We start from the raw sequence: 26,603 nt of genomic DNA, 5'->3' as shown, positions 1-26,603 counted from the left end.
TGCCGATGTTACACAAAAGATAACGATCAAGATAACGATGAGTTTCAATTCCACTAAAAAGAGACAGAACTACCCTTGGGTCGAAATATGGCCGTTTGAGGCAATTACCATCCCACTACACCACCTCACCTCATAGACTAATGTCATAAATGAGACACAATATGAACTTTGTTATATTTCAGTTCTCTTCAGTTAAGAACAGCCGCCGCAATCATTCGATATTGTGAGAGGTGGAGTATTTTCCGCTGTTCTAGCTGGAAGATGCGATCGCAAAAGATTGCTTCACTAAAAACTCCGTCCTCCTTATAAATCTCCGTTTGTGTTGGGAAACAGAATTGTTCCAGCGGCAGATTTTTCTGCTAGGAAACATTGGCTCCCGACATGAATTTAGTCAACCGAATGATGCTGAGCAATTGATCTGTTGTAATAGCAATGATTGAAAAGATTTTACTAGCCGATTCCGGCACGGGTCATTCCGAAGAAATGCTCCAAGCGCTGATGGATATCCCGTCCATCAAAAATGCCTCAGTGACCGTCTTACACGTTGTCCCACCCCAAGTCTCTTCCGATACGATGACGGAGAAATGGGAAGAGGGCGGTAAGCTGCTTGCCGCCGCCGTGCAGCGTCTCCAGCTTGATCCAGGTAAAACCAACGCGATTTTGCGTGAGGGTGAACCCAAAGATGTAGTCTGTCAGGTTGCCGAAGAAATTGACACGGATCTAATTGTGATGGGTTCACGAGGGCTCAAGCGCCTCCAGTCCATCCTAGAGAATTCAGTCAGCCAGTATGTCTTCCAGTTAGCGGCCCGCCCAATGCTGCTGGTTAAAGACGATATCTACGTGAAAAAGATTAGGAAAATCTTAGTCGCGCTCGACAAATCCGATATGGCGAAACAGTGCCTCGATTTAGCGATCGCATTTGCCCGCGATGTTAGCGGCAGTGAACTAATCTTTGTTCACACCACACCAGATTTAAAGAGCAATCCCCAAGAGCTGTTTGCAGGCCATCCCGAAGACGATCCGGTACTGAAAAATGCCGTTGCTGAGGCGAAGAAGTACGGCATCAAGTACAAGTGTGAAGCACCAGCCGGAGAACCGGGACGCCGCATTTGCCAACTCGCTGAAGAAAAGAGCGTAGACTTGCTGATGCTCGGTTCACCCGAACGGCGTCCTTCAATTGCCAAGAGCTTACCCGATTTGGATCGCCTGCTGGGACGGTCTCTCTCAGATTTCATTCGCGTCTACGCCAATTGTCCAGTCATGCTAGTACGCCAGCCCACGGTGTAGGCGATTCTTGTTTACATCTTGCACCAATCTCAGGCGGGTGATTTTGTCGTCGCATCGCGGCAGCGAAATCCCTGGCCCAGCTTTTAGGTTTGCCAGATGTAAGATGTGAGCAAGATGCATAATCTAAAGAACCGGGGAAGCCCCGCCGGGGTTTCCCCGGTTCTTAGATGCGTTTACTTATGCCAACCTATTTATAAAGCTCGATTAAACTTTATTGATTCAAAGGATTTTGGCCTAGGTCTCAACATAATTCCCTGTCAGCCCCTTAAATCATGGCTCAGGACATTCCCGCTCCCCGCAATCGTACACTGCGACTATCTGACGAAGAGCGATCGCACTTTCAATCAAACCTGCTCAAATTGTCCCAACCCGCTACTGTTGAGACCATTTTGAATCGCACAGTCTGCCAAGATCTGTTTGAAGTGCTTGATTATTTGCCTAGCAGCTTCGTAGACCTGCTGTTTCTCGATCCGCCCTACAACCTCAACAAGCAGTTTCGCCAGTTCAAAGTCCAGCAGCAGTCCAATCAGGATTATGCCGACTGGATCTTCACCTGGTTAAAACCGCTAACCCGCGTTTTGAAACCGACGGCTTCAGTCTATTTTTGCTGCGACTGGCACTCCTCTGCTGCGGTTTATGCCGTGGTTGAACAGTTGTTTAAAATCCGTAATCGCATCACTTGGGAGCGGGAAAAGGGACGAGCCGCTAAGAGCAATTGGAAAAATTGTGCCGAAGATATTTGGTTCTGTACGGTTGCCGACGACTATTATTTCGATGCTCAGGCTGTGCGCCTCAAGCGCCAGGTTCGCGCTCCCTACCGAGATTCCCAAGGCACCCCAAAAGATTGGCAACCCACTCGTCGGGGTAACTTTCGCCTGACGGCGGCCTCTAACCTTTGGACGGATTTAACCGTGCCGTTCTGGTCGATGCCGGAAAACACTGAACATCCTACCCAAAAACCTGAAAAGCTGCTCGCTAAGGTGATCCTGGCAAGCTGTCCTGCTGATAGCGTTGTGTTTGACCCGTTTTTAGGATCGGGTACGACTTCAGTGGTGGCTAAAAAGCTGGGGCGGCAGTTTGTCGGGATTGAAATGGACGAATATTATGCCTGTCTGGCCGAAAAGCGTTTAGCCTTAGCCGAGACGGACGTGCGGATTCAGGGATACTGCGATCGCATTTTCTGGGAACGCAACAGCCTGGGCGCACAACAGTGCTAGCCAAATAGCTTTCTTTGTTCGAGCAAAATTAGTTAAGCAACTAAAAAGCGAGAGAGCATTCAACTGAATGCTCTCTCGCTGTCAAAGAATTACTCTCAATCAGATTGGATCGTGTTCTAGACACCTTGCCTGTCTTCTGGAGAGGCATAGCGTTGCTACACCTCTACCCAGAGTCAACCACTTACTTGTTTGCTTGGCTACTGGCAGTCTGAATGTACAGAATCAACAGAAAAACCGTTGGTACTAGCACAAACAAAATGCTAGCCACAAATCCTAGATTATTAACTTCCATGGGATCGAGCCTCTATTAAAACGCTAAGCAGGTCGAGCAAAATAACTACTGTCCAGAATATCATCTCAGCTCAACTGTTCTGACATGATCCCATCTACATAAATTTGCGGTCATCATCAGGGGCTTACCCAAGAGCATGTCTGCTTGTTCTAGCCCCTGAAAATCCGTGGGTAATTAAGCCTTCGCCTCCTCTACCTTCTCCGACTTGTTTGAGCGCGTCTGAGGTTTCGTTCGAACCGTCACTGGCCCATTTACGATGGTTTGGCAGGCAAGACGATAGCTATCGGGCTTTTTGCGTAGCTTTCGCTCCTCTGCCTCAGTTTTGGGCGATAGATTTTCCATGCCCTCTACAATTTCCACCGCGCAGGTACCACACTGCCCATAACCACCGCAGTTCATCATCTTGCCAAACAAGGTGTAAATATCCACCTCATTTTCCAGAGCCTTGAGCCGCAAATTTGCTCCGTCGGCAGCAATCACTTCTTTCTCTTCTTCAATAAACTTAATATTTGCCATACGGCTGTGCCCTCCTAGCAGTTTCATGACTGCTTCTGCGTCTACAATCTTCGTCTAGTCTGAATTCCTGCGTCTGTCCAACACCGTTCAGTGTGAACAAAGTGACGGTAACAGCATTCAAAACCCGCTTGCAATAGGGGGTTGGCACTGGTTACACTTCTTTATACACTTTCATTTTTACAAAAGTATTGCCAAACGTCCATTTAACTATCTAGGCACAAGGCTACTTCCCTCTCTGGGTAAGAACCTCAGCTAAATGTAGTATTTGGCAGTACTTAGGCGGTTCTGATCTGGTAGTCTTAATTCCAGTATTAGCACCTTAATAAAAGGCTGAAAGAATCGTTGAAATCCGTATAGAGGAGGAGCGTAGTCAATGGGACTACCTTGGTACCGAGTACATACAGTCGTCTTGAATGATCCAGGTCGACTGATTGCGGTTCACCTGATGCATACTGCACTGGTCGCAGGCTGGGCTGGCTCCATGGCCCTTTATGAATTAGCTATTTTCGACCCTAGTGATCCCGTTTTGAACCCAATGTGGCGTCAGGGCATGTTCGTACTGCCCTTTATGGCCCGCTTGGGTGTAACGGAATCCTGGGGCGGCTGGAGCATCACGGGTGGAAGCGCAGTAGATCCTGGATTTTGGTCCTTCGAGGGCGTTGCTGCTGCCCACATCGTTCTGTCTGGCTTGCTGTTCCTAGCAGCTTGCTGGCACTGGGTCTATTGGGATTTGGATCTGTTCCGTGATGCACGGACAGGCGAACCAGCCCTAGACTTGCCTAAAATGTTTGGCATTCATTTGTTCTTGTCAGGACTACTTTGCTTCGGTTTTGGCGCATTCCACCTGACTGGTCTCTGGGGGCCAGGCATGTGGGTATCTGACCCCTACGGCTTAACGGGTAGTATTCAACCCGTTGCACCCGAATGGGGGCCTGCTGGGTTCAACCCATTTAATCCAGGTGGCGTTGCAGCCCACCATATTGCAGCAGGTGTTGTTGGGGTAATTGCTGGTCTATTCCACCTCAGCGTTCGTCCGCCTCAGCGACTCTACAAAGCGCTGCGTATGGGTAACATTGAAACCGTTCTATCCAGCAGTATTGCTGCGGTTTTCTTTGCTGCATTCGTAGTGGCTGGCACCATGTGGTACGGCAGTGCAACCACGCCCATCGAGCTGTTTGGCCCTACCCGCTATCAGTGGGATAGTGGCTACTTTAAGCAGGAAATTGATCGCCGAGTTCAAACCGAGTTAGCAAGCGGAGCTTCTCTAGAAGAGGCCTGGGAAACCGTTCCTGAAAAGCTAGCTTTCTACGATTACGTTGGCAACAACCCTGCTAAAGGCGGTTTGTTCCGGACAGGCGCGATGGTCAATGGTGATGGCATTGCTCGTAGCTGGTTAGGCCATCCCGTCTTCAAGGACAGCGAAGGGCGCGAGCTTTTCGTCCGTCGGATTCCTAACTTCTTTGAGAACTTCCCCGTTGTTCTCACGGACAAAGATGGTATCGTTCGCGCTGACATTCCGTTCCGTCGGGCTGAATCGAAGTATAGCTTTGAGCAGACTGGCGTCACGGTCAGCTTCTACGGTGGTGATCTAGATGGTCAAACCTTCACCGATCCGGCGGTTGTGAAGCGCTTTGCGCGGAAATCTCAGCTGGGCGAGCCGTTCGAATTTGACCGCGAAACGTTGGATTCAGACGGTGTATTCCGGACGAGTCCGCGTGGCTGGTTTACTTACGGCCATGCTGTGTTTGCTCTCATCTTCTTCTTTGGTCACATCTGGCACGGTTCTCGGACCTTGTACCGAGACGTGTTTGCTGGGGTTGACCCTGAGCTGTCTGAAGAGCAAGTGGAGTGGGGCTTCTTCCAGAAAGTGGGTGACAAGACAACCCGCAAGGAAGCTTAAGCGAATCAGATTGGCATGAGTTAGACATCCAGCGATCGCACTTCATCTATGAGATGCATCGCTGGATTACTTTTTCCCGGTAATTCTGAACGAAATCACCCGGATTGGTTCTTAGAACCGATACACTGGAAATAAGAGAAAGCTCTGAGGAAAAGCTTGCTATGGAAAGCGTTGCATATATTTTCATTTTCACCTGCATCATTGGCACTCTTTTCTTTGCGATCGCATTTCGGGAACCTCCCCGGATCAACAAAGACTAGGTGTCGCGCCAAGTTGGCGACTGTCTTATCGCTTTAGCATTTACTTAATAAGACTTGGCGAGAGACAAACAGCTCAACTTCACGACAAAAAAATATCTTGGTTAACCCAAGTAATGCTTAAGACATCCATCGGTGCTAGGCATTACTTGGGTTAAACCGTATAATGCAAAGTGATACAGACTAAACTCACTTCATCTTGAAAGCCATTTTTCAATAGAAAAATCCGGATTTCTAAGATGAATTGGTTTAACGAGTTCAAAGTTAGTTCAAAGTTACTTAAACGCTTTTGAGTTTGGGTTGGCTTTTTCCACTTCAGCATTTGTAAGTCTCAACGCTGGCTGATACAAAATCCGGTGCTTAAGTCCTTATCTAGCCTTATAAAAGGTTTGCATTGCAACCTTTTTGTAAGGGATAAAGTTGGTGAAGGATAAAGTTGATTTTTACTAGTGAATACAGGATTTAACCGAATCAAGCGTTGTCTGAGCTTGATCAAAGCGTTGAGTAATGACTTAGGTAACTAATTTTTTGTTCTGTTTTTGTTCGACCCGCCTCTATTTTGCAGTTGTTGAGCAAGGCAGGTTCACTTAGAGGATACTAGCCATGCGTTGCCCTTTTTGTCAGCATCCCGATAATCGCGTCTTAGAGTCGCGTTCTGCTGAATCTGGCCAAAGTGTCCGACGGCGACGCGAGTGTTTACAGTGCAATCGTCGGTTTACAACCTATGAGCGCATTGAATTTGTTCCAGTTACAGTCATTAAGCGCAACGAAGAACGAGAATCGTTTGATCGTTCGAAGCTCCACAAAGGAATTGCCCGTGCGTGTGAAAAAACGGGCGTTGAAGTCGCGGTTATAGAACGAATAGTGGATGACATCGAAGCTGAGTTGCAGCAGAGAGCCGATCGGGAAGTGCGGAGCGAAGAGATCGGTCAGCTTGTTCTCCAACATTTGCAGTCGATTAACGAAGTTGCCTATGTCCGCTTTGCTTCGGTTTATCGGCAGTTTCAGGGTATTCGTGACTTTATTGAGGTACTTGAAGATCTGCGGGATCCCACTGCGGTCAAAACTCCGCGATCACAAAGTGCAACACCAGCCTCTACGGAAACTCCCCCGGAACCGGAGTTGGCCTCCAAATCAGGACGGTAAACGATTGATACTTGTTACTCGCTATCAGTTATCCAGTTATCCACGCTGCCGTGATCGACTCTAACGCCAGCGCCAGCGGGCATCTAGAATGGTGCGGCTGAGTACCCGCAGTGGATCAGGCGTTTCTCCTGAAAATAGTGAAAAATCAACTGGGCCGAAGTATCGTTCTGCTTGCTCTGCTAGGCGTTCGAGGAACGGATCATCTAAATGAATGCGGGTTGCTAGTCGAATTGAAAGTAAAGGAACTCCTCCCTGACCTTCCCCAGGAATAATGCTCCATTCGTACTCATCTAGAACAGATTGGAGCGATGGATCAAGCGATGCTTTGAATTGCTTGAGAGATGCAAGTTTGGATTGAAGTTCTCGTAGCAATCCAGAGTCGGTTGGCTTCATGGAGATGCCTCATTGAACGTGGATAATTCCCTTGCCTAGATTGATCGTAGCCTTGCTTCAGGCATTGTGAGATAAAGACTTTCTAAGACTCTTGAAGATGAGAGTTAAAACGATGACAACAGACGTAACGATTAAACTCGATCAGTTTCTCAAGTTAATAGGTATTGCTCCGACGGGTGGAATCGCCAAGATGATGATCCAAAGCGGAGATGTGCAGGTGAATGGCGAAGTTGAAACTCGTAGAGGGCGTAAGCTGCTACCAGGAGACCAGGTGACAGTCGGTTCACAAATGTATGAATTTGAAGGGTGATGCAGATTTTATATCGAATCTGCTCAAAGCTTGTCTGCCACATTAGTTACCGAGTGGGGGGTTACCGTGTGAGGGCAATTTGCTGCGCGGTTGATTGAATTGTCGGTAGGGGCACTTCTGCAAAGTAGCGCTGTTGAAACTGATCTTCTGCGATCGCAGCTAAAAATATCTGTAAGGTATCCTCAAATTGCTGAGTCGCCCAAATTTCAGCAGTGGAGGGTGTCTGTTCAATTTGGATCTGATCGTCCTGTTCACTCACTTGAAAGCCAGCTACAGCTAAGGTATCTAAGCCAAGCTGCAGAGTGCGATCGCAGATTTGAAACCGCTGTTTCAGTTGCGATCGCAAAATGGGCTGCTGAGTGCGACTTAAATATTTGACAATACCGACGAGCTGTTGCCAGATCTGATTCGGTGGGATCAAGTTGGGTGGCGCATAGGCCATCGCCAGCGTTTGCTGAGATTTGGCAGCCTTTTGAACCCAAGGCATCAGGTCGTCCCAACTGCTGGGACAGTCGGTGATCACAATTGATGGATCAGCAGAATGAGATAGTGGGGAACTGGTTAAGGGCACGGTCTGCTCGATCGTTTGTCTGCCATTTCGCTGATCGACGATCCAATTAAATTCTAAGGATGAAGTCGGTGTGTGGCTGGTACGGCTGGGTTGAACATCGATCAGGCGAATTTCGTATTTCTTGCTGTAGGCATTGAAGTCGAGTTCTGCGATCGCATCACAGCGGCCTGGGGGCAAATCATCTTGATAGTGATCCCACCAAATACCCGGAAAACCCACAGTACTGGAATCGTCATAAAGGGTGAATCTGGTTTTGAGATACTCTAGTTTTTGCCCCCGCAGGTCTTTGATCTTGGTGTTTCCTTCTCCTGCAAACCAGCAGTTTGTGATCAGGAGTCGAGGAACCGGATTGCCCATGCCATAGGGTTCCAGCAGCTTTAACTCGCGAAACAGATCTTTACCAAGTTCCGCAACCGTGACCTGTAAATCCGCTTGCAGCACGGGTACAGTCCTCACCTTAAACTGCTCAGGATGATGACGCAGCTGTTGGTTAATGCTGTCGGCAAACAGGGGGACATTGTTGACGGGTAGCGACAGACCTGCGGCGAAGGGATGGCCGCCAAAGCGAGTCAGTAAATGCTCTTGCCCCTTCACCAGTTCGTATAGATCGATGCCGTTGACCGATCGAGCTGAACCCCAGGCCATACGAGGTGTTGACAGTGCAGATTCTTCCACCAAGTTATCCGGTGCCAGGGCCTCTTGATTCAGCAAAATCGCTGGCTTCCCCGTTGTCTGAGCGACTTGCCCTGCCGCTAAGCCGAGAATGCCAACCGGCCACTGTTCTCCCACCAGTACAACAACTTCAGTCGTAGACAAATCAATCTGAGCCAGCTGCTGCTCTACCTGGCGCATAACAGTACGCTGCAGTTCTTTGCGGCGTGCGTTGGCCAACTCAGTCTCTTCTGCCAGTTGCCGACAGCGCGGTGAGTCTTGACTGGTCAGTAACTCAACACAGAACCGGGCATCGCCATGCACGCGGCTGACAGCGTTAATTCGTGGCCCTAGGCCAAACGAAATGTCAGTCGGGCGATCCCCATTGCGCCTGCAGAGTTCTAGGAGCCTCGCTACACCGGGTCGGTGGGCCACTTGGCCAGTGAGGTTGCGCTGGAGCTGCTCAATGCCCAACTGCGCCAAATAGCGGCAGTCGCCTCGTAGCTCCACCAAATCGGCAATCAAACCAATCGCCACTAGATCCAATAAGTCGCTCAATGGACGCTGGGGAATTTCAGGAGCTTCTAAGTAAAGCGCTTCAACCAGCTTGTAGGCAACGGCAACGCCAGATAGCGTTGCTAACGGATGCAGCGGCGGAAACGTGCGGGGATTGAGAATCGCCGTCACAGGTGGACGCTGCTCCGGCAGCGTATGGTGGTCGGTGACAATCACATCCATGCCCAGTGCGATCGCATATTCAATTTCCGCCTGATTGGTGCTACCCGTGTCGCAGGTGACAATCACATGGCAGTTTTGCTGGGCCAGTTGCTCAATCCCCAAGCGGGATAAACCGTGAGATTCGGTAAAGCGATTGGGAATGTAATAAATTAGCCGCTGATGCTGTGGGAAAAACTCACCCAGTCCATCCCATAGAACTGAAGTTGCCGTGACGCCATCAGCATCAAAATCGCCCCAAATCGCGGCTCGCTCCTGATTTTCAAGTGCTTGTATTAGTCGCTGAACCGCCCAGCGCATTTCATCGCCAAATTCCCACGGGCTGGTGGGTTGATATTGAGCCGGATCGAGAAAACCGCTCAGGTGAGTGCGATCGCGGATTCCTCGCTGCCATAGTAGCTGAGCAGTGTAGCGCCCCGCATCTGGATGAATCTGCTGAACGGTATCAATCCAGTCGTCTGGATAATCGGGGACGGAATAAACTTGCCACTGAAACGATGAACTCATATGCGATCGCTACCGCGCCTTGAAGGGTTCAACTTCTATCTTGCCCCAAACTCATAAATAGCGATTGAGCCTGCGTAGATACGCAAGCTCAATCGTTTTACTCTAAATTACTCAACTCTAGGTTGCTCACAGCCGTATGTCTAAAGCATGACCGTGTCGCCCATTACATCCAATCGTTTGAAGTTACTCAATACCATATACTGCTCAGCCAGCGCCTCAGATGCTTCGGGAGAGATCCAGCCCATTTGACGCAGCAGGTGCAGCGCTACTGCATGTTTGGCTCGCTTGGAACCGTCTAGCACCTTGATTGCAAGTCCTAACCCTTGACCTACTTTGCCAATGCACTGAATTCCTTCTGCACCTGCTTTACTAACCAGCTCTCCTTCACTCTTGCGCATGAGTTCCGTGTCAAACTCTCCTTCGCCTGAAATCATCTCCGGATGATGGGTCATGGCCCGAATAATCCGCTCCATTTCCAGGCTGCTACCAGAAGACAACTGGGCATATAGCGTCGCCATTTGGCCTAGCTGCATGAAATACGTTGGCGCACCACAGTCATCATGAGCACAGATAAACTCATCCGCTGGCATCTTCAGCAAATCTGAAATCCGCGACAGAATAAGCTGCTGCACCGGATGGTTGCGATCCAAATAGGAATTCAGGGGCCAGCCCTGCATTTGACAGACCGCTAGCATGCCCGCGTGTTTACCAGAGCAGTTGTGCTGGAGGGGGCTTCGCTTATCTGGCGGAATGGGGCACTGTAGTTCCGATGCATCGACATTAGCTCGCCACAGGACATGAAACGCCTGTCGCGCCTGCTCAATATGTCCTCGGTGGGAGCTACACATAATCGCTAAATCACGATCGGAGAGCTGAAACCGCTCTAGCGCTCCGGTAGACGCGACGGCCAATGCTTGAAATGGCTTCAGCGCTGAGCGAATAAACGTGCCCGTTTCTGGATTACCCGCCACCGATAGCACTCGGCCTCGGTCGTCACAGACAACCGCTTCGACATGATGAACTGATTCAACAATGCCTTCTCGTAATAGTTGCACTTGCAGATCGTGGGTCTGCGTCCGTTTTCCCCTTGTCATGGCTAAGACTCTGACATACTGCGATTTGATCTGCAATAACTTGTTCTAAAATCGTTGGCAATTGTAAGCCTAGTGCCCCCGTTCCGGCTTAAATGCAGCTCCAAATTGCAATACTCGCTAACCAAAAGGCAGCGACTCCCCCGAATGTGCGGCGCAAACGCTGAAAAATGGGCTCAATTTCGTAACTGACAATTAAGCGATCGCGGGTTAAAACTTCTTTCGGTTTGACCCAGGTTTGCCCATCGTACCAGCCTGACTCTTCATAGGGAATAACATCCTGAAACAAGCGGCTGCGGACATAGCGCCAGCCCAAATAGAGCTGCACCAGCGCCAGGCTCGGCAAAAATGAGGCTCCGGTCAATGTACTGAGGCTGAAGTGAATCGGTAGTTTTTCCCATGGAAAACTAACGGTTGCAATGGGAGCCGTGATAATACAGCCGATGAACCACAGAATGACAATAGGCTTAATGTAGCCGCTCACATTCCGAGTAGCCCATCCATAAAACCAAGACTCTTTCAAACCTTGATATTCATTGACGGGCTGCTGCTCGAATGGCACCGGGCAAACAGAGATAGGCGACTTCATAATATTAGACAAGGCGACTCATCCCACAAAGCAGTTTGATCTTAAAGCAAGCCACTGTTGTTTTAGTGTAGCGAGAGAAGCGAACAGTAGGATGGTTATTCTTGAGTCTCACTCGAATCTGTACCGTCCGTACCGTTAAAGTAAGCTTCTAAAACTTGCTTCACCATTGGTCCTGCAACGGAGCCGCCCCCACCTCCAGAATGTTCACCAAAGGCTACAACAACAATTTCAGGATCATCCGTTGGCCCGTAGCCCCCAAACCAGGTATGGCTTTCATTCGGTGGCGCTTCTGCTGTACCGCTTTTACCAGAGACGGGTGGCAACGTTGATGAGTTGAGCACGGTACCCGTACCGCCCGTGACAACGCGGCGTAATCCCTGCTCCAGAATACGGATCGTTTCTGGACTCATGTTGAGGGATTCGCGCCAATCGTCCGCCACTTCATCCGTTTTCATAAAGTGGGGCGTTACTTTGTAGCCACCATTGGCTGCTACTGCGAACATCACGGCAACCTGCAGCGGCGTTGATTGTAAATAGCCTTGGCCAATGGACATGTTAATGGTGTCGCCCAAGTACCAACCTTCACCGATATTCTCATGCTTCCACGCTTCATCGGGTACCAGTCCAGCCGATTCTTCACTCGCAAGTTCAACTCCAGTTTTGGAGCCAAAGCCGTAACGGCGCGTCCACTGAATGAGCGGCTGTTCTCCCATACGGCGGGCAACCTGGTAAAAGAAGGTATCACTACTCCATGCCATTGCCCCAGGAAATCCAAGCGGGCCAAATCCAGCATTATTCCAGTCCCAGAATTGAATGCCGCCAGCGGTAATGTAGGGATAGGTGGGCAACACTGTAGATGGAGAAAAGCTGCCTGATTCAATGGCTGCTGTCGTGGTGATGATTTTGTAGGTACTGGCAGGTGGGTATGCCTGTAGTGCACGATTAACAAAAGGAAATTCGGCACTTTGGAGCTGTGCCCACTGCTCATCTGTGATGTAGGTCGAGAACAGATTGGGATCAAATGTGGGACGGCTCACCATTGCCAAGATACCGCCCGTATTAGGATCCATTGCGACGATAGCCCCGATGCGGTTGCCTAGAGCCTTTTCAGCCGCTCGCTGTAGTTTGAGATCGATGGTCAGCTGTACATCGTTGCCGGATTGAGAGGGCTTTTCACCAATGATTCGAATCACCTGACCCGCACCATCGACTTCAACTTGACGTCCGCCCCACTCGCCACGCAACTGTGGCTCGAAGGCAGACTCGATGCCCATTTGGCCAACAACGTCTCCTAGCCGATAACCTTGGTCTTCTAGCTTAATCAGTTCTTCGTCGGTGAGTTCACCTGTGTAGCCTAAGACGTGGGCTGCCGTGTCGCCATAGGGATAGTTGCGCACTGCTTCCGCTTCAACTCCGACACCAGGCAGTTCACGACTAAATTCTGCGATCGCAGTTGCTTGTGCTGGACTGATTCCTCGGGCAATCGGCACGAGCGATGGCGAAGTATAACCCGCCTGTTCCAGCTTGTCCCGAATTTCATCCTCCGGGATTTCTAGAATTTTGGAAAGTCGTGCCACAATAATCGGCCATTCTTCCTCTTTTCGCTCAACTGGCCACAAGAACACCGCATAGGACAGTCGGCTACCCGCCAGGATCTCGCCATTTCGATCCATAATTTTGCCCCGCTCTGGCCGACGCGGCATCAAACGGATGCGATTTTCCTCCGCTAGTTCCCGATTTCGCTGTCCTTCCACAAGCTGTAGATAGAACAAACGGGTGCCCATGCCAAGGAATAGAGCTAGACTCACCAGCAACATGACAATGACAGACTGATAAGGTCGTCCAACTGTCTTGGTTGATTTTGCATCAAAGGAGGAAGAAGCCATAGATTTGTCGTACAGCTAGCTGAGTATCCGGTTATTGTGTAGCCGGGGACTTAAAGTGGATGATGAAACGGACCTATTACAGACACCGTTACAGAACTGTTACATAATTATTCCGTCTTTTGTAACAGCAACGAAACATTCTTTCTAGAATAGCGTTCCATCTGGAATTCTGGGGGAGCCATCCTGTCTAGACCGAATATCTAGCAATCTGCTTGCAGCAGAACCTCCATATAGCCTTTTTTGGGCTACTGAGGGACAAGTTATTTTTGGGAAGCCGTGCGGAGCACGGCTTCCCAAAAATAACTCTCCCTTTATTAGCGCAAGAAGCGCTATATACCTATTCGTAACCTATGCATCCGTAGGCTGCGTCTCTTACCAAGACGCAAATAAAACGCCAATTAGTTTTACCCATAGAGCAAAGTGGGTATTCTAAAATCACTAAACTATCCTGACCATCCGTGATGACGGTGATTAAGCTCAAATAGTTCTGACGGGTTGGGTCATGTCCGCTCGACTAAAGGCCACAATTTTCAGTGATTTCTTGCGATCTATTGCATCATTTGAGCAACCCCTGTAAAAATCAATAAAAATCTGCCTTAAGGAGCTAATTATGCAGACCGAGCAATAAGTACTGCTCTGGTTATGTATAAACCATACTGTTAAGTCGTCGCGCGGATTGGAGTCATCCAACCGGGCACTATCGCACCTACCCCAACTATGTCCCAAACTGCCGCGCTTCATTCATCACTTGAACAAACCCACGATCGTCTTGATGTCCAGCTACGTCAGGTATCAAAGGTTTTCAATGGTGAGTATGCCGTCGAATCCATTGACCTGGATATTCGCAAAGGTGAATTTTTCAGTATTCTCGGCCCATCCGGCTGTGGTAAGACCACGACCCTGCGCCTGATTGCTGGATTTGAAGATCCCTCAAGTGGAAACTTGATGATTCAGGGACAGGCGATGAATCGGGTGCCAGCCTATCGGCGTCCGGTCAACACTGTGTTTCAAAGCTATGCCCTGTTTAACCACATGACGGTATGGGATAACGTAGCCTTTGGCTTGCGGATTAAGGGACAGACTCGCTCAGAAATCCGAGAACGAGTTGGAGAAGCGCTCCAGCTTGTGAAAATGGATTCTTTTGCTCGACGGTATCCTCGCAATCTATCCGGTGGTCAGCAGCAGCGGGTGGCCTTAGCGCGGGCACTGGTGAATCGACCTGCGGTTGTGTTGTTGGATGAGCCGTTGGGAGCTTTAGACTTAAAGCTGCGCAAGGAAATGCAGGTCGAATTGTCCAACCTGCATCAGCAGCTTGGCGTCACGTTTGTGATGGTGACGCACGATCAGGAAGAAGCACTCTGTTTGTCCGATCGCATTGCCGTGATGCATAACGGTCACATTGAGCAAATTGGCACGCCGAGCGAAATTTACGACTATCCCAAGACGCCGTTCGTAGCTGACTTTATTGGGGATACTAACCTGATGAGCGGTGAGGTAGCCCATACCGATGCCGCCATGCTCAAAGTCAAAACTCAAAATGGCTTGGATGTGATGGTGAAACTACTTGGGCAGGGAATCACGCTAGGGACAACTGGGTCAGTGGTGGTCAGCGTCCGACCCGAAAAGATTCAGCTCAGCCTGGATCCGCCGACTCAGCAGATGGATAACTGCTTTGAAGGACAGTTGAAGCATGTGATGTACCTGGGGACTCACATGCACTGTCTGGTACAGCTCGCATCGGGCGATCATATTACGGTGCTGCAGCCGAATAAGGTGGGGGCACTTCTAGAAACTCATCGGTCTGTCTATGCCTACTGGGATGCGGCAGACTGTCGCGCCCTTAGCTCTCCGGCGTAGTACTTGATCGTTATCTACTCGCTATGCATTAGTAGAGCTGAGCATTAGTGCATAATTAGATTTGAAAACCAAATCTTGTCCTCGGATTGGGCTGAATTGTATAAAAAACGTGTCGAGTTGGCAAATCACCCCGGTAGACTATACAGAAATTTGTTGCTTTCTAGGTGCTGCATGGCTGGTGTGCCGCAGTTTTGTAAGGAGTTGCGGAGTTTTTTGCAACTTGGTGACCTAGTATTGGCTTTAGCTTTTGTTGATCAACAAGCTGGCCTAATAGGCTAATCGGTGATTTGCCCCTAATTGATCCAACCCGCGATCGCATATTGTCAAAGCACTGTCCTATAAAGATTCCGGGAGGAAATGGTGCGTTCAAACTATCCCAACAAACAGTTCTATGGTGGTCAGGCTCGTCGCTTTGCCTCCACGCGACGGCATTTTTTGCAGGGTTCAGCAGCGGCCCTGACAGCCGTGCTGCTGTCTAATTGCCAGCGCGGAGTTTCGGATGTGCAGTCGGGAGATACTGAATCAGACGCAACATCGGCCAATGGTTCTGCTGGTGGCGATGCAGAAACGCTGCATGTCTATACCTGGGCAGACTATACCGATGATGAATTGGCCAAACGCTTTACTGAGGCTACCGGCTATCCCGTTGTCATCGATATCTATGATTCCAACGAGACGATGCTGGCCAAGATGCTAGCTGGCGGCGGCAATGCCTACAGCATTATCTATCCGTCTGACTACACCGTTGAAATTATGCGGGATGAGCATGACATGCTCACGGAGCTGGATAAGTCGCAAATCAAAGGCTTGGATCAGCTAAACGAGAAGTGGCAAAGTCCGGTTTATGACCCCAACAATACCCACAGCGTGCCAATTAGCTGGGGGACGACGGGTTTGCTCTACAACACTGAGTTAGTGACTAGCGAACCAGAAGACTGGACGTATCTCTGGGAAAATCAAGAGGCTTTATCCCGCCGGATGTCGCTGCTGGATGATGCGCGGGAAACAATGGGTGCGGTGCTGCGCTCCCTAGGCTATTCCTATAACTCAACCGATCCGGCTGAGATTGAGGAAGCCTATGAGCGGTTGAGAACATTGAAACCTGCGATCGCATCGTTCCAGTCTTTCGGTTATGAAGATCAGCTAATTGGTGGCGACCTGATTGTGGCGATGGCCTACTCGGTAGATGCGATCGCGGCGTCGCTGGAGAATCCGCAGTTGAACTATATTGTGCCCAGCAGTGGCTCATCGGTCTGGACGGATACGATGGTGATTCCTAAGAATGCGCCGAATCCAGAGGCAGCCTATGCCTGGATCAACTTTATGCTCCAGCCTGAGATTTCTGCTCTAGCGGTTGAGCGACTGACGTTTGCGACACCGCTCAAGCCTGCTTTTGAGCTGCTGCCAGAGGAATTGAAGCAGAATAACAAGCTGTTCCCATCTGAAGAAGTACTGGCTAATTGTGAAGGCATTGCGCCCGTGGGCGATGCGGCAGAGCTGTACGATCAGTACTGGACAGAGATTACGAGCGCCTAGGTAGATTGGGCTACAATCGAGCGCTGCTGTAGGGGCAGGTTTAGCATTCAATGCACGGGACTGAGTCAGGCTTGATTGCCAAACCTGCCCTTACGGGCATTCTTGGTGACGTGGGAGTGAAGAGTGAGGCGTAAGGCGTTTCCGGCCACTCAAAACTCAAAACTAACCCCGTCTGTCGTGCCAAATTGCAGAACTGATATAACTGCATCTTCCATTGCATAGGTGAATCTATGGCCGTTTCAAGTTCTCCGCCGCCGAGTTCTCAAACCGAAAGCTGGGTTGCGATCGCAAAATATCGCTTATCAAAGCTAATTCAACCACTGGTGCTACTCGCTCCGGCGGGACTGTGGCTGTTTCTGCTGCTGGTGCTGCCCACGGTGCTGATTTTAGACATCAGCCTAGTGCCTGGTTTACGGCCTGGATTACCCACCAATGGCTACGGCATCGGCAACTACCTGCAAATTTTGCAGCCCGTCTACATGCGGGTAATTGTGCGATCGCTCTATTTTGCAGTGGGTACCACGCTGATTTGCCTGCTTTTGGGATTTCCGGTGGCCTACTGGATTGCAATTATGGCTCCCAAGCGCTGGCAAAACCTGCTGCTAGTTGGCTTTATCCTGCCGCTCTGGACATCGTCGCTGCTGCGAGCCTACGCCTGGATTAGCATTCTGCGACCGAGCGGCGTGTTGAATATGGTCTTGAGTACGCTTCATCTACCGACTCAGGATTTGCTCAACCGAGAAGCTGCAGTATTCATCGGCATGACCTACAGCTTTTTGCCCTATATGGTGCTGATTCTGTACGCTTCGCTAGAGAAGCTGGATCGCCGCTTGCTGGAAGCCGCTGCTGACCTAGGCGCAACGCCAACTCAAACCTTTCGTAAGGTCACGATTCCGCAAACGCTACCGGGAATTGCGGCAGGCAGCTTGCTCGTTTTCATCACCAGCCTCAGTGATTTTGTCGTGCCGGAACTGCTGGGCGGTGCCTCCAGCATGACCATTTCGCGCCTGATCTACAACCAATTCCTCGGCCAAACCCGCAACTGGGGCTTCGGCTCATCCCTAAGTATGGTGTTAATTTTTGCCGTTAGTATTGCGATTGCACTTCTGCTCAAGTACGGCAGTCGCGATCCCGAAGCTCTGTCATAGTGCAGGGTTATTTTATGTTTATTGAAAAAATATCTAAAAGCACGACGTTACGTAGGGGCGTTAGCGAAGCCATGCCAAAAGGGCTATATGGCCATTCGCCCCTACCCAGCGCTGTTTACCAGTAACCCTATGAATACATCACACTCCCCTGCAAAACCGATTAAGTCTGCTTCTACCCGGCAGCTACCCGCCTGGCAAGCGGCCTTTACGCTGCTGATGTTTGGCTTCATGTATATTCCCATTCTGGTGCTGGCGGTTTACAGCTTCAACGAGTCCCGCTACAGCGCCAACTGGGAAGGACTGAGCCTGCGCTGGTACACCAAGCTGTTCAGCGATACCCGTTTACTCTCGGCCCTGCAAGATAGCCTCACGGTTGCGTTTACAGCCGTAGCCGCCTCGGCAGTACTGGGCACTCTGATGGCCGTTGGCTTAGCCCGTTACCGCTTCCCTGGCAAAAAGCTCTACCAGGGCATTTCCTATCTACCGCTGATTATTCCTGATATTGCGATCGCAGTTGCGACGCTGGTTTTCCTGGCCTCGATTGCCATTCCCCTCAGCATTTGGACGATTATTGCCGCGCATATGGTGTTTTGCATTGCCTACACTGCCGTTGTCGTCTCATCTCGGCTTGCGGGCCTCGATCCCAACTTGGAAGAAGCAGCGCTTGATTTAGGTGCCACACCAGCGCAGGCATTTATCAAAGTCCTGCTGCCCCAGTTATTACCCGCCATTGTTTCAGGCTGCTTGCTGTCGTTTGTCCTCAGCATGGACGATCTGCTGATTTCCAGCTTTACGGCAGGGGGCGGAGCCAATCCGCTACCAATTGAAATCTTCAGCCGCATTCGCACAGGCGTTAAACCAGATATCAATGCCCTGAGCGTTCTGCTGATTATCGTGTCGGGCCTAGTCGCGTTTATCGCCGAATATGTCCGCTATCGCAGCCAGCAGCAGCGGACTTGAATTAACTTGATTAACTCTTCAAACAGAAGGATATCGCCGCATTGCGGCGATATTCGCCTTTTTTAGGGATTAGAAACTAAATTGTGCAGAATCATGCAGTTTCTTTAAGAATCATAGTGGTTTAGCGATTTACCTCTTAAAGCGGGCATTCTACAGCTATCCTTTTATCCTTTTGCCCGTAGGTAAATCAACATGAACCAACGCATCATTCTAACCACGTTAGAAGGTGTTCCCGGACGGCAGACAATCCAGCATTTGGGCCTGGTACAGGGCAGCACCGTCCGCGCTAAACACATTGGTAAAGATATTTTGGCCGGATTCAAAAATATGGTCGGCGGTGAGCTGAAAAGCTATACCGAACTCCTGCAAGAAGCGCGCCAGGAAGCCACCGATCGGATGGTGCAGCAGGCGACCCAAATGGGGGCAAACGCTGTCGTGAACGTGCGTTTTGCTACCTCTTCTGTGGCGCAGGGCGCGGCTGAACTGTTTGCCTATGGCACAGCGGTGCGAGTGGAGTAGTCGTGCTATGGAATACCTTGTCTTTCTCGGTCTGCTTGCCCTGGGATTCTTTGCCGGACGCTATTTTGAGCAGCAGCACTATCAGGAAATCCACGCCCGAGAGCATCAAACTCAGAGCGTGCCTGTTTTTAATCTATCTGCCAGTCATATGCTGCCACACGCTCAAGAGTCAGAGCTATTCGTCGGCAGCGTCGTCATTTCTAGTGACTACTTCAAAACCTTTGCTGGCTGGCTGATGAGCTTGTTTGGTGGCCGACTATCTGGCTACGAAACCTTAGTGGATCGCGCCCGCCGGGAAGCCATTCTCCGCATGAAAGAAGATGCGATCGCATGGGGTGCTAAGCAGGTCTTGAATGTGCGCCTGGAAACTTCATGCATGAATACAGAGTCGCAGAATGGGATCGTTTCGATTGAGGTGATTGCGTATGGGACGGGGATTCGGTGAGGTTTGATGGTTGGTGGGTAAATAGTTAATGGTTGGTGGTTGATTGGAGTGTGGCTACGTTACGAAATATATCTCAAGCTGCGATCGCACCTGGAATCCTTAACTATAACTATGGTCGCCTGCTCTGCTGATTCGGTTTGAAGTTCATGGATGCGATTAAGTTCAACATTGACACCTGGTTAAAAACCAGTACTGCTCAGGGGTCTGCTCTACCTGACGATCAGCGCCAGTTCATTGAGGCTCGCACGGTTTTGCCGCTGGCGGCCTACAGTGATGCGGGCAACAATCACTACAAAATCACTCTGGGAACGAATGCCCAGGGACAGCAGATTTTCTACAAGGGGCGCAACACCTGGTACGTCTATCAGCCTGCGGTCGAGATCTTCCGCGTTGCCACTGTCGATCCCTATTCCATTCTGGTCACGGCGAACACCTGGTTTAAGCAAACTGTCGCTCAGGCATCGACTTTGGCGGATAGCCAGAAGGTTTATGTAGAATCTGGCTCAACCTTCCCGATTGCGGCCTTCGCGTTTGAGCAAAACCACGTCAAGTTCACTTTGGGCAAAGACCAAGTCGGCCAGCAGGTCTTCCTGAAAGGTCGCAATACCTGGTACGCCTACGAGCTGCATGTTGATGTGCTGCGCAATGATGTGCCGCTGTTTGATTACGGACTTAAGTTCAAAACCGACACCTGGCTGAAGCAAAGTACGACTCAAGCTGCCAGCCTATCGGATAGTCAAAAGCAGTTTATTGAAGGTGGTACAATTCTGCCGCTGGCGGCTTTTGAGCCGCAGTTTCTGCATCTCAAGGTGACATTTGGTCAAAATGCCCAAGGTGAGCAAGTTGAGTTCAACGGGCGCAATACCTGGTATGTGTATGAGCCAACGGTTGAGGTGTTGCACAATAACCAGTCGTTTGATGCAACCACATCGATTAATGCTAAAGGATTGCGGCTGATCAAGGCCTTTGAAGGGCTGAGACTGACCGCCTATCGCGATCCAGTTGGGATTTGGACGATTGGCTACGGCACGACCCGAGGGGTTTATCCCGGTATGCAAATTACTGAGGCTCAGGCGGAGCAGTTGTTGCGCAACGATGTACAACGGTTTGAAGCGGCAGTGCGGCAGTTGGTGACGGTGCCGCTGGACGCAGATGAATTTTCGGCACTGGTTTCGTTTGCCTACAACGTGGGCGAGGGCGCACTGGCAAATTCCACGCTGCTGAGGAAACTTAACCAGGGCGATCGTGCAGGGGCCTCCAATGAGTTTTTACGCTGGATAAATGCGGGCGGGCGGGTTTTGCCGGGTTTAGAACGGCGACGTAAAGCGGAACGCGCCTTGTTTAGAGGTGAGGACTTTACGGTATTTCTTTAGAGTCTTGGGTTAAGACTAGATTGAATCAAATGCGCTGTCCAATGGATGACCGCGATCGCAATACATGCAGCGATGATGGCGCTTACTCAGCGGACGATGGCATTCGAGGCAGTAGCTGACCTGCTTATTACGCTTGCCGTCAAGCTTGCCGTCTTCCAAGTCAATTTCGTTCACCTTTTCGATCAGCATATCCTCGGTCACATTCGTGCGCTCTTGCAGCAGTTCCCACATGGCCTGACAGATCAGCGACAAGCTATCGACGCGGCTTTCTAAATCCTGTATTTGGGCCGAGAGCCGACTGACGTTGCGCTTGGCCCGAGCTGTTGATAAATCGGTAGAGGAGAGACGGTGAGAATAAGCCATAGGTCTAGCGCTCTGATGGTAGTGGTTCGTGGAGCATCCTCACTTGTATAGCCGTACTCAAACCGGACTCCGTATCAAGTGGTGATATGAAGTCCTACAGAGGTTCAACTTATCGATCCGCACATCTACGGAAAGTGTACCCGCACGGGGACTCTAGGTCTTTAAGGTATTCAGCAAGCTTGAGGCAACGACGCTAAGCGGGATCAACTCAGCCGCTTGCCAAAACTTGGGATTGTCGGCATCTACAAAACAAGCGAAATCGATATCAGGATGCCAACGGGATCCATCCGGCAGAATCGTTTGATCATTAAATTTGGCCCGATGCAGTTCTGCCTGTAACAAATTGGCCTCGGTCAAATCCGCTCCCCTTAAATCTGCTTCTTGCAGGTCAGCACCCTGTAAATTAGCGTTTTGCAGATTTGCCGTTTTCAAGTTGGCTCGTCGCAGCACGCCATTTTGTAAATTGGTATGACTTAAATTAGCGTCAACCAACTGTGCCTCAAACAGATCAACCTCTTGCATATCAGCTTCACTGAGGTCAGCTTCCTCTAGATGCACTTCGTAGAGCCATGCTCCGGCCAGCAGATTTTGGCGACGCATCTGGTCTAAGATTTTTTGTCGAATAGCGGGCCGAGTGGTTAGCTTGAGCCGATCGGCAAACTGATCGCGGCGGCGCATCCGTTCCCGGTCGAGCCGATCCACCTCATCCCGCTTCTGGTAAATCACTAACTCTACTAGCAAAATTGTGACCGCTGCGCCGAGCATCTCAGTCCCGACATCCTGTAGCCAACCGACCCACCAGCGCATAGCATTTCCGGTACCGCTGATAGAGAATGACCAGTAACCTGAAATAAAAGCTGCGATCGCAAGTCCTAGGGCAATGGTGAGGCCGAGTTTGCGTAAATTACGATTGGGTTGTTTGGGATAGGACATACAGTTTCAATGTTGAACCGAGTTGGTATTGCGGTATTGAGGTGAGGCGCAATGGAGATCATTAAGATTCCGGCGCGAACCCGAATGACTTTTCTCTACACTGTAATAAGGACAACAGTTCAGCGTGCTCATCCCCAATGTAGGGATTGCGTTTATCCAAAGAGCGATTTAGAAACTGCTAACCCCCCATTTGTATGCAAACGTCTGATCAACCTACCAGTCAATCCACCAGTATCCCGGCCCAGAAGCTCGATACCCGCCTCGAAAGCAACTACTTTCCCCAGTTCGACGACAGCCATCCGCCGGAACAGAGCCTGATTGATGCCTGTGTCCACTGCGGCTTTTGCCTCACCACCTGCCCCAGCTATCGCGTAATTGGCAAAGAAACGGATTCACCCCGAGGCCGCATCTATCTGATGGATGCGATTAATAAAGGCGACGCGCCGCTGTCCGATGCATCGGTGGAGCATTTTGACACCTGCTTGGGCTGTCTGGCCTGCACCACCGCCTGCCCATCGGGGGTGAAATATGATCAGCTAATTGCGGCTACGCGACCGCAGATTGAGCGCAATCATCGCCGCAACCTCGGCGATACGCTATTCCGCAAACTGCTCTTTTTGCTGTTTCCATATCCGGATCGGCTCCGCATCCTGCTCGCTCCCTTGGCGCTATATCAGCATTCAGGCTTATCGCGATTCGTGCAGTCAACGGGCCTGCTGGAGCGCATTTCGCCCAGGTTAGCCTCAATGGAGTCCTTGTTACCCACGATTACGGCGAAATCATTTCAAGATAATTTACCGGACGTCATTCCAGCTCAAGGCGAGCAGCGCTATCGGGTGGGCATGATTCTGGGCTGCGTGCAGCGGCTGTTTTTCTCGGATGTGAATGAAGCCACGGCGCGGGTGTTATCTGCCAATGGCTGCGAAGTGGTGATTCCCAAGTCGCAGGGCTGCTGTTCGGCCCTACCCGCCCACCAAGGCCAAGAGAATCAGGCTCAATTCTTAGCCCGACAAATGATCGACAGCTTTGCCGATACGGGAGTAGACTACATTATCATCAACGCGGCTGGCTGTGGACACACGCTGAAGGAGTATCACCACATTCTGGCCAATGATCCAGCCTACGCTGAGCAGGCTAAAGCGTTTGTCGCAAAAGTGCGGGATGCTCAAGAATTCCTGGCTGAAGTGGGCCTAACTGCAACGCTCAACCCGCTGACCAATGGTGGCTTACCAATGGTGTACCAGGATGCTTGCCATCTCCTGCACGGACAAAAAATTAGCGTTCAGCCTCGCCAACTTTTGCAACAGATTCCGGGTGTGCAACTGCGGGAACCGATTGATGCCGCGCTGTGCTGCGGTAGCGCAGGAGTATACAACATGCTGCAACCGGAAATTGCAGCAGAACTGGGCCAGCAAAAGGCGATGAATTTAGCCAATACGGGTGCAAAGCTGATTGCCTCTGCGAATCCTGGCTGTTCGCTGCAAATTTTGAAATATCTCGAACAGCAGGGGCAGGTAATTCTGCTGAAGCATCCGATGCAGCTGCTTGATTTGTCGATTCGGGGGGAGAGGTTGGTGGTTTGAGCGAGGGTGTAGGAGGTGTGGGTGGGTAGATGAGTAGGAGGGTGGATGGGTGGTGATTTGGGTGTAGTTGGGACTTTGAGGAGTTGGTGGTTGGCGAAGTAGGTTTGAAGGGGTTGAGAAAGGTGTGATGAAGCGCGATTGCACCTGTGCAAGTGAGGGGAGATTTGGGGAACCCTAAACAAAATATTTATTTCTTGAGTAAATATTGTTTACTTGCAGTACGACTCCAAATTTATGACTTTGGTAGCCAGCAACAATCCCAGCCGTTTACCGGATCACATCTCTCCGCTCGAAGTTGTCTCTGTTTTCAAAGCATCTCAGGCTATTTCCAGTATTATTCACCTCGAAGAATGGCTGCGCCAGTGTAGCCAAATTATGTTGCAGCAGTCGGGTTGCGATCGCAGTGTCCTGATTCTGCCGCATGGTGATGGACAGTGGCAGGTTCGAGCGGTGTCAACGACTGGCGGTACAGAGCTGTGTGCTGATTTGCTGGCGGAAACTGCTGACCTGCCGAGCAAGCTGATTCAGCAGGTAATAGATACAGGCGAGACGGTCGTAGTTGACGATTTGGCAACTGACAAGTCTGTTATCAACAATTTGGAGTTAAAGGCTGATTTGAGCCAATATCGGCTCAAGAGCTTTCTGTGCCTGCCCCTAGTCAATCCGCATCAACCGGATCAACTGACAGGAGTTGTATATGTCGCCAGCCAGTCTGCTCAGGGGATTTTCACCTGCGATCGCATTTTTCTCCTGAACCTGATCTGCACTCAAGCTGCCATCGCGCTGGAGAATGCCCAACGCTACCAGGCCGCTCAAGCCTATGCCGACCAGCTAGAGCGATCGCTACAGCAGCTACAGTCCGCTCAAACTAAACTGGTGGCTGATGAACAGATCATGCAGGAACAGGCGCTGGCCCTGGTGCAGCTTTCGGAAAGTAAAGCAATTACTCAGGGTGATCTGAACGCTGCCTTTCAGGAACTCACGACGGTCACTGCCCAAATCTTGCAAGTTGAGCGGGTCAGCATTTGGCTATTTGACGACCAGCGCACCAAAATTCAGTGCGTTGACCTGTTTCTCCAGTCCGATCAGCAACATCTAGAGGGCTTTGAACTCAAGGTTGTAGACTATCCAGCCTATTTTGCGGCGATGGTGTCGCAGCCTATCCTGCCAATTGACGATGCCTGGACAGATCCCTGCACCCGTGAGTTCGTCAATGGCTATCTGGATGTGTACAACATTGCATCCATGCTGGACTCTAGCGTGCAGCTCAACGGCAACGTCAGCGGTGTGATTTGCTGTGAGCAGGTGGGAGAAAAACGGGTGTGGAACCAAGCGGAGCAGAACTTTATCCGCTCTGTTGCCAACTTGATTGCCCTAGCGCTGGAGTCAAATCAGCGCCGCCAGAAGGAGAAGAAGCTAAAGCAGGCGCTGTCGGAGCTGAGCCAGTCTCAACTGCAAATGGTACAAAATGAAAAGATGGCCTCGCTGGGAAACCTGGTTGCGGGAGTTGCTCACGAAATCAACAATCCGATTGGCTTCCTCAACGGCAGTACCAAAAATGCCAAAGACTACGTGCAGGACCTACTGGAGCATCTTGCCTTCTATCAGCAGCAGTATCCTCACACGGCTGAACCGATTCAAGCTCATGCCGCCGAGATTGATCTAGCGTTTGTCACCGAAGATTTGCCCAAGTTGCTCGACTCGATGCAGGGAGCGACCGATCGAATCAAGTCAATTAGTAATAGCCTGCGCACATTTTCCCGTGCCGATACCGAGCATAAAGTTAGCGCCAATCTGCACGAAGGGTTAGACAGCACACTGCTGATTTTGAAGTATCGACTGAAAGCCAATGAGGTTCGACCTGCCATTGAAGTCGTCAAACAGTACGACGAACAATTGCCGCCGATTGACTGCTTTCCGGGACAGCTCAATCAGGTGTTCATGAACATTCTGGCCAATGCAATCGATGTTCTAGACGAAGTAGCACAGCAGGCCTCGTTTGCCGAACTCCAGGCCAATCCACAAGTGATTACGATTCAAACGATGCTGTTAGTTGAAGCCAACCATGTAGAAATCTGCATCCGCGACAACGGCATGGGCATGACCGAAGCGGTGAAAACCAAAATCTTTAACCATCTGTTTACGACGAAAGCCGTTGGCAAAGGGACTGGTTTGGGACTTGCGATTGCACATCAAATCGTCACCGAAACCCACGGTGGCAAGCTAGACGTACAGTCCAAACTTGGCCAAGGCAGCGAATTCCGCATTCAGTTACCAATCGCGGCTTAGAATGAAACTCATTTTAAGTTAATGCGAAAACGGAGGAATGAGTAACTGAGTGCTGAAGTATTGAGTTTTGGGTCTTTATAGCCCTTTACAGCTTCTACAGCCCTTTTGCTCCTCACGCCTCACTCCTTACTCCTCACGCCCAGATCGGTGCGTTGCGCTTCGCGTAACAGCACCCTATATACCCCTGTCGCTCCCTTGCCTGCTTTCTCCCTTGTGCTCCTCGCGCCTTATGCCTCACGCCCATATCGC

Annotated in this window: 24 protein-coding genes; 15 read left to right on the top strand and 9 right to left on the bottom strand. The window is 50.5% G+C overall.

The window, feature by feature from the left end; genetic code table 11:
- Positions 1 to 432: 432 nt before the first annotated feature.
- Together AC286M_RS32110 and AC286M_RS32105 are read left to right on the top strand one after the other, a co-directional pair.
- The gene (locus AC286M_RS32110) at positions 433 to 1,287 is read left to right on the top strand and encodes a universal stress protein (protein WP_488208278.1); all 855 of its coding nucleotides are present in this window, start codon (positions 433 to 435) and stop codon (positions 1,285 to 1,287) included.
- Positions 1,288 to 1,559: 272 nt separating this feature from the next.
- Entirely contained in the window at positions 1,560 to 2,504 is a 945-nt protein-coding gene (locus AC286M_RS32105; protein ID WP_488208277.1) for a DNA-methyltransferase, read from the top strand.
- A gap of 181 nt (positions 2,505 to 2,685) precedes the next feature.
- Here the strand turns inward: AC286M_RS32105 and psbM are convergent, their stop codons facing one another.
- Positions 2,686 to 2,796 (bottom strand): photosystem II reaction center protein PsbM, encoded by a 111-nt coding sequence (gene psbM / locus AC286M_RS32100; protein ID WP_488208276.1) that lies wholly within the window; start codon positions 2,794 to 2,796, stop codon positions 2,686 to 2,688.
- A 174-nt stretch (positions 2,797 to 2,970) separates the two neighbouring features.
- Positions 2,971 to 3,312 carry a 2Fe-2S iron-sulfur cluster-binding protein gene (locus AC286M_RS32095; protein ID WP_488208275.1) on the bottom strand — a complete coding sequence of 114 codons (342 nt, stop codon included), beginning with the start codon at positions 3,310 to 3,312 and terminating at the stop codon, positions 2,971 to 2,973.
- Positions 3,313 to 3,685: 373 nt separating this feature from the next.
- Between AC286M_RS32095 and psbB the strand changes: the two genes are divergently transcribed.
- From psbB to nrdR, 3 genes are all read left to right on the top strand, one after another.
- Positions 3,686 to 5,212, top strand: coding sequence for a photosystem II chlorophyll-binding protein CP47 (psbB, locus tag AC286M_RS32090; RefSeq protein ID WP_488208274.1), 1,527 nt, complete (start codon positions 3,686 to 3,688; stop codon positions 5,210 to 5,212).
- A 161-nt stretch (positions 5,213 to 5,373) separates the two neighbouring features.
- Positions 5,374 to 5,472, top strand: a complete 99-nt coding sequence (locus tag AC286M_RS32085) for a photosystem II reaction center protein T (protein WP_488208273.1) — start codon at positions 5,374 to 5,376, stop codon at positions 5,470 to 5,472.
- 600 nt (positions 5,473 to 6,072) lie between these two features.
- Positions 6,073 to 6,615 (top strand): transcriptional regulator NrdR, encoded by a 543-nt coding sequence (gene nrdR, locus AC286M_RS32080; RefSeq protein ID WP_488208272.1) that lies wholly within the window; start codon positions 6,073 to 6,075, stop codon positions 6,613 to 6,615.
- A 60-nt stretch (positions 6,616 to 6,675) separates the two neighbouring features.
- Here nrdR and AC286M_RS32075 read toward each other — a convergent pair whose 3' ends face one another.
- The gene (locus AC286M_RS32075; RefSeq protein ID WP_488208271.1) at positions 6,676 to 7,008 is read right to left on the bottom strand and encodes a hypothetical protein; all 333 of its coding nucleotides are present in this window, start codon (positions 7,006 to 7,008) and stop codon (positions 6,676 to 6,678) included.
- A gap of 112 nt (positions 7,009 to 7,120) precedes the next feature.
- Between AC286M_RS32075 and AC286M_RS32070 the strand changes: the two genes are divergently transcribed.
- Positions 7,121 to 7,318 carry an RNA-binding S4 domain-containing protein gene (locus AC286M_RS32070; RefSeq protein ID WP_488208270.1) on the top strand — a complete coding sequence of 66 codons (198 nt, stop codon included), beginning with the start codon at positions 7,121 to 7,123 and terminating at the stop codon, positions 7,316 to 7,318.
- A gap of 61 nt (positions 7,319 to 7,379) precedes the next feature.
- On the opposite strand, the gene recJ is transcribed toward AC286M_RS32070, so the two are convergent.
- The 4 genes from recJ to mrdA form a co-directional block, all read right to left on the bottom strand.
- On the bottom strand, positions 7,380 to 9,782 hold the full coding sequence (gene recJ, locus AC286M_RS32065; RefSeq protein WP_488208269.1) for a single-stranded-DNA-specific exonuclease RecJ: 2,403 nt from the start codon (positions 9,780 to 9,782) through the stop codon (positions 7,380 to 7,382).
- A 140-nt stretch (positions 9,783 to 9,922) separates the two neighbouring features.
- Complete coding sequence (locus AC286M_RS32060) at positions 9,923 to 10,876, bottom strand: asparaginase (RefSeq protein WP_488208268.1); 954 nt, start codon at positions 10,874 to 10,876, stop codon at positions 9,923 to 9,925.
- 88 nt (positions 10,877 to 10,964) lie between these two features.
- Positions 10,965 to 11,435 carry a CGLD27 family protein gene (locus tag AC286M_RS32055; RefSeq protein WP_488208267.1) on the bottom strand — a complete coding sequence of 157 codons (471 nt, stop codon included), beginning with the start codon at positions 11,433 to 11,435 and terminating at the stop codon, positions 10,965 to 10,967.
- Positions 11,436 to 11,557: 122 nt separating this feature from the next.
- Positions 11,558 to 13,348 carry a penicillin-binding protein 2 gene (mrdA, locus tag AC286M_RS32050; protein WP_488208266.1) on the bottom strand — a complete coding sequence of 597 codons (1,791 nt, stop codon included), beginning with the start codon at positions 13,346 to 13,348 and terminating at the stop codon, positions 11,558 to 11,560.
- Between the two features lie 717 nt (positions 13,349 to 14,065).
- Between mrdA and AC286M_RS32045 the strand changes: the two genes are divergently transcribed.
- The 7 genes from AC286M_RS32045 (at position 14,066) to AC286M_RS32015 (ending at position 21,186) form a co-directional block, all read left to right on the top strand.
- A complete protein-coding gene (locus AC286M_RS32045; RefSeq protein ID WP_488208265.1) occupies positions 14,066 to 15,205 on the top strand; it encodes an ABC transporter ATP-binding protein in 1,140 nt (379 codons plus the stop codon).
- Between the two features lie 357 nt (positions 15,206 to 15,562).
- On the top strand, positions 15,563 to 16,741 hold the full coding sequence (locus AC286M_RS32040) for an ABC transporter substrate-binding protein (protein WP_488208264.1): 1,179 nt from the start codon (positions 15,563 to 15,565) through the stop codon (positions 16,739 to 16,741).
- Between the two features lie 230 nt (positions 16,742 to 16,971).
- Complete coding sequence (locus AC286M_RS32035; protein ID WP_488208263.1) at positions 16,972 to 17,889, top strand: ABC transporter permease; 918 nt, start codon at positions 16,972 to 16,974, stop codon at positions 17,887 to 17,889.
- A 129-nt stretch (positions 17,890 to 18,018) separates the two neighbouring features.
- Positions 18,019 to 18,849, top strand: coding sequence for an ABC transporter permease (locus AC286M_RS32030; RefSeq protein WP_488208262.1), 831 nt, complete (start codon positions 18,019 to 18,021; stop codon positions 18,847 to 18,849).
- A 192-nt stretch (positions 18,850 to 19,041) separates the two neighbouring features.
- Positions 19,042 to 19,368, top strand: coding sequence for a YbjQ family protein (locus tag AC286M_RS32025; protein ID WP_488208261.1), 327 nt, complete (start codon positions 19,042 to 19,044; stop codon positions 19,366 to 19,368).
- Positions 19,369 to 19,375: 7 nt separating this feature from the next.
- Positions 19,376 to 19,813 carry a YbjQ family protein gene (locus AC286M_RS32020; RefSeq protein WP_488208260.1) on the top strand — a complete coding sequence of 146 codons (438 nt, stop codon included), beginning with the start codon at positions 19,376 to 19,378 and terminating at the stop codon, positions 19,811 to 19,813.
- Between the two features lie 146 nt (positions 19,814 to 19,959).
- Entirely contained in the window at positions 19,960 to 21,186 is a 1,227-nt protein-coding gene (locus AC286M_RS32015; protein WP_488208259.1) for a lysozyme, read from the top strand.
- 15 nt (positions 21,187 to 21,201) lie between these two features.
- Here the strand turns inward: AC286M_RS32015 and AC286M_RS32010 are convergent, their stop codons facing one another.
- Positions 21,202 to 21,549 carry a hypothetical protein gene (locus AC286M_RS32010; protein WP_488208258.1) on the bottom strand — a complete coding sequence of 116 codons (348 nt, stop codon included), beginning with the start codon at positions 21,547 to 21,549 and terminating at the stop codon, positions 21,202 to 21,204.
- A gap of 153 nt (positions 21,550 to 21,702) precedes the next feature.
- Complete coding sequence (locus tag AC286M_RS32005) at positions 21,703 to 22,482, bottom strand: pentapeptide repeat-containing protein (RefSeq protein ID WP_488208257.1); 780 nt, start codon at positions 22,480 to 22,482, stop codon at positions 21,703 to 21,705.
- A gap of 194 nt (positions 22,483 to 22,676) precedes the next feature.
- On the opposite strand from AC286M_RS32005, the gene AC286M_RS32000 reads away from it, so the two are divergent.
- Positions 22,677 to 24,065, top strand: coding sequence for a (Fe-S)-binding protein (locus AC286M_RS32000; RefSeq protein ID WP_488208256.1), 1,389 nt, complete (start codon positions 22,677 to 22,679; stop codon positions 24,063 to 24,065).
- 234 nt (positions 24,066 to 24,299) lie between these two features.
- On the top strand, positions 24,300 to 26,354 hold the full coding sequence (locus tag AC286M_RS31995) for a GAF domain-containing sensor histidine kinase (protein WP_488208255.1): 2,055 nt from the start codon (positions 24,300 to 24,302) through the stop codon (positions 26,352 to 26,354).
- Positions 26,355 to 26,603: the final 249 nt, after the last annotated feature.

The organism is Thainema salinarum CENA647, assembly GCF_057732415.1.
Note: the sequence above shows the minus strand (reverse complement) of the source record. Positions and strands in the feature narration are given on the sequence as shown.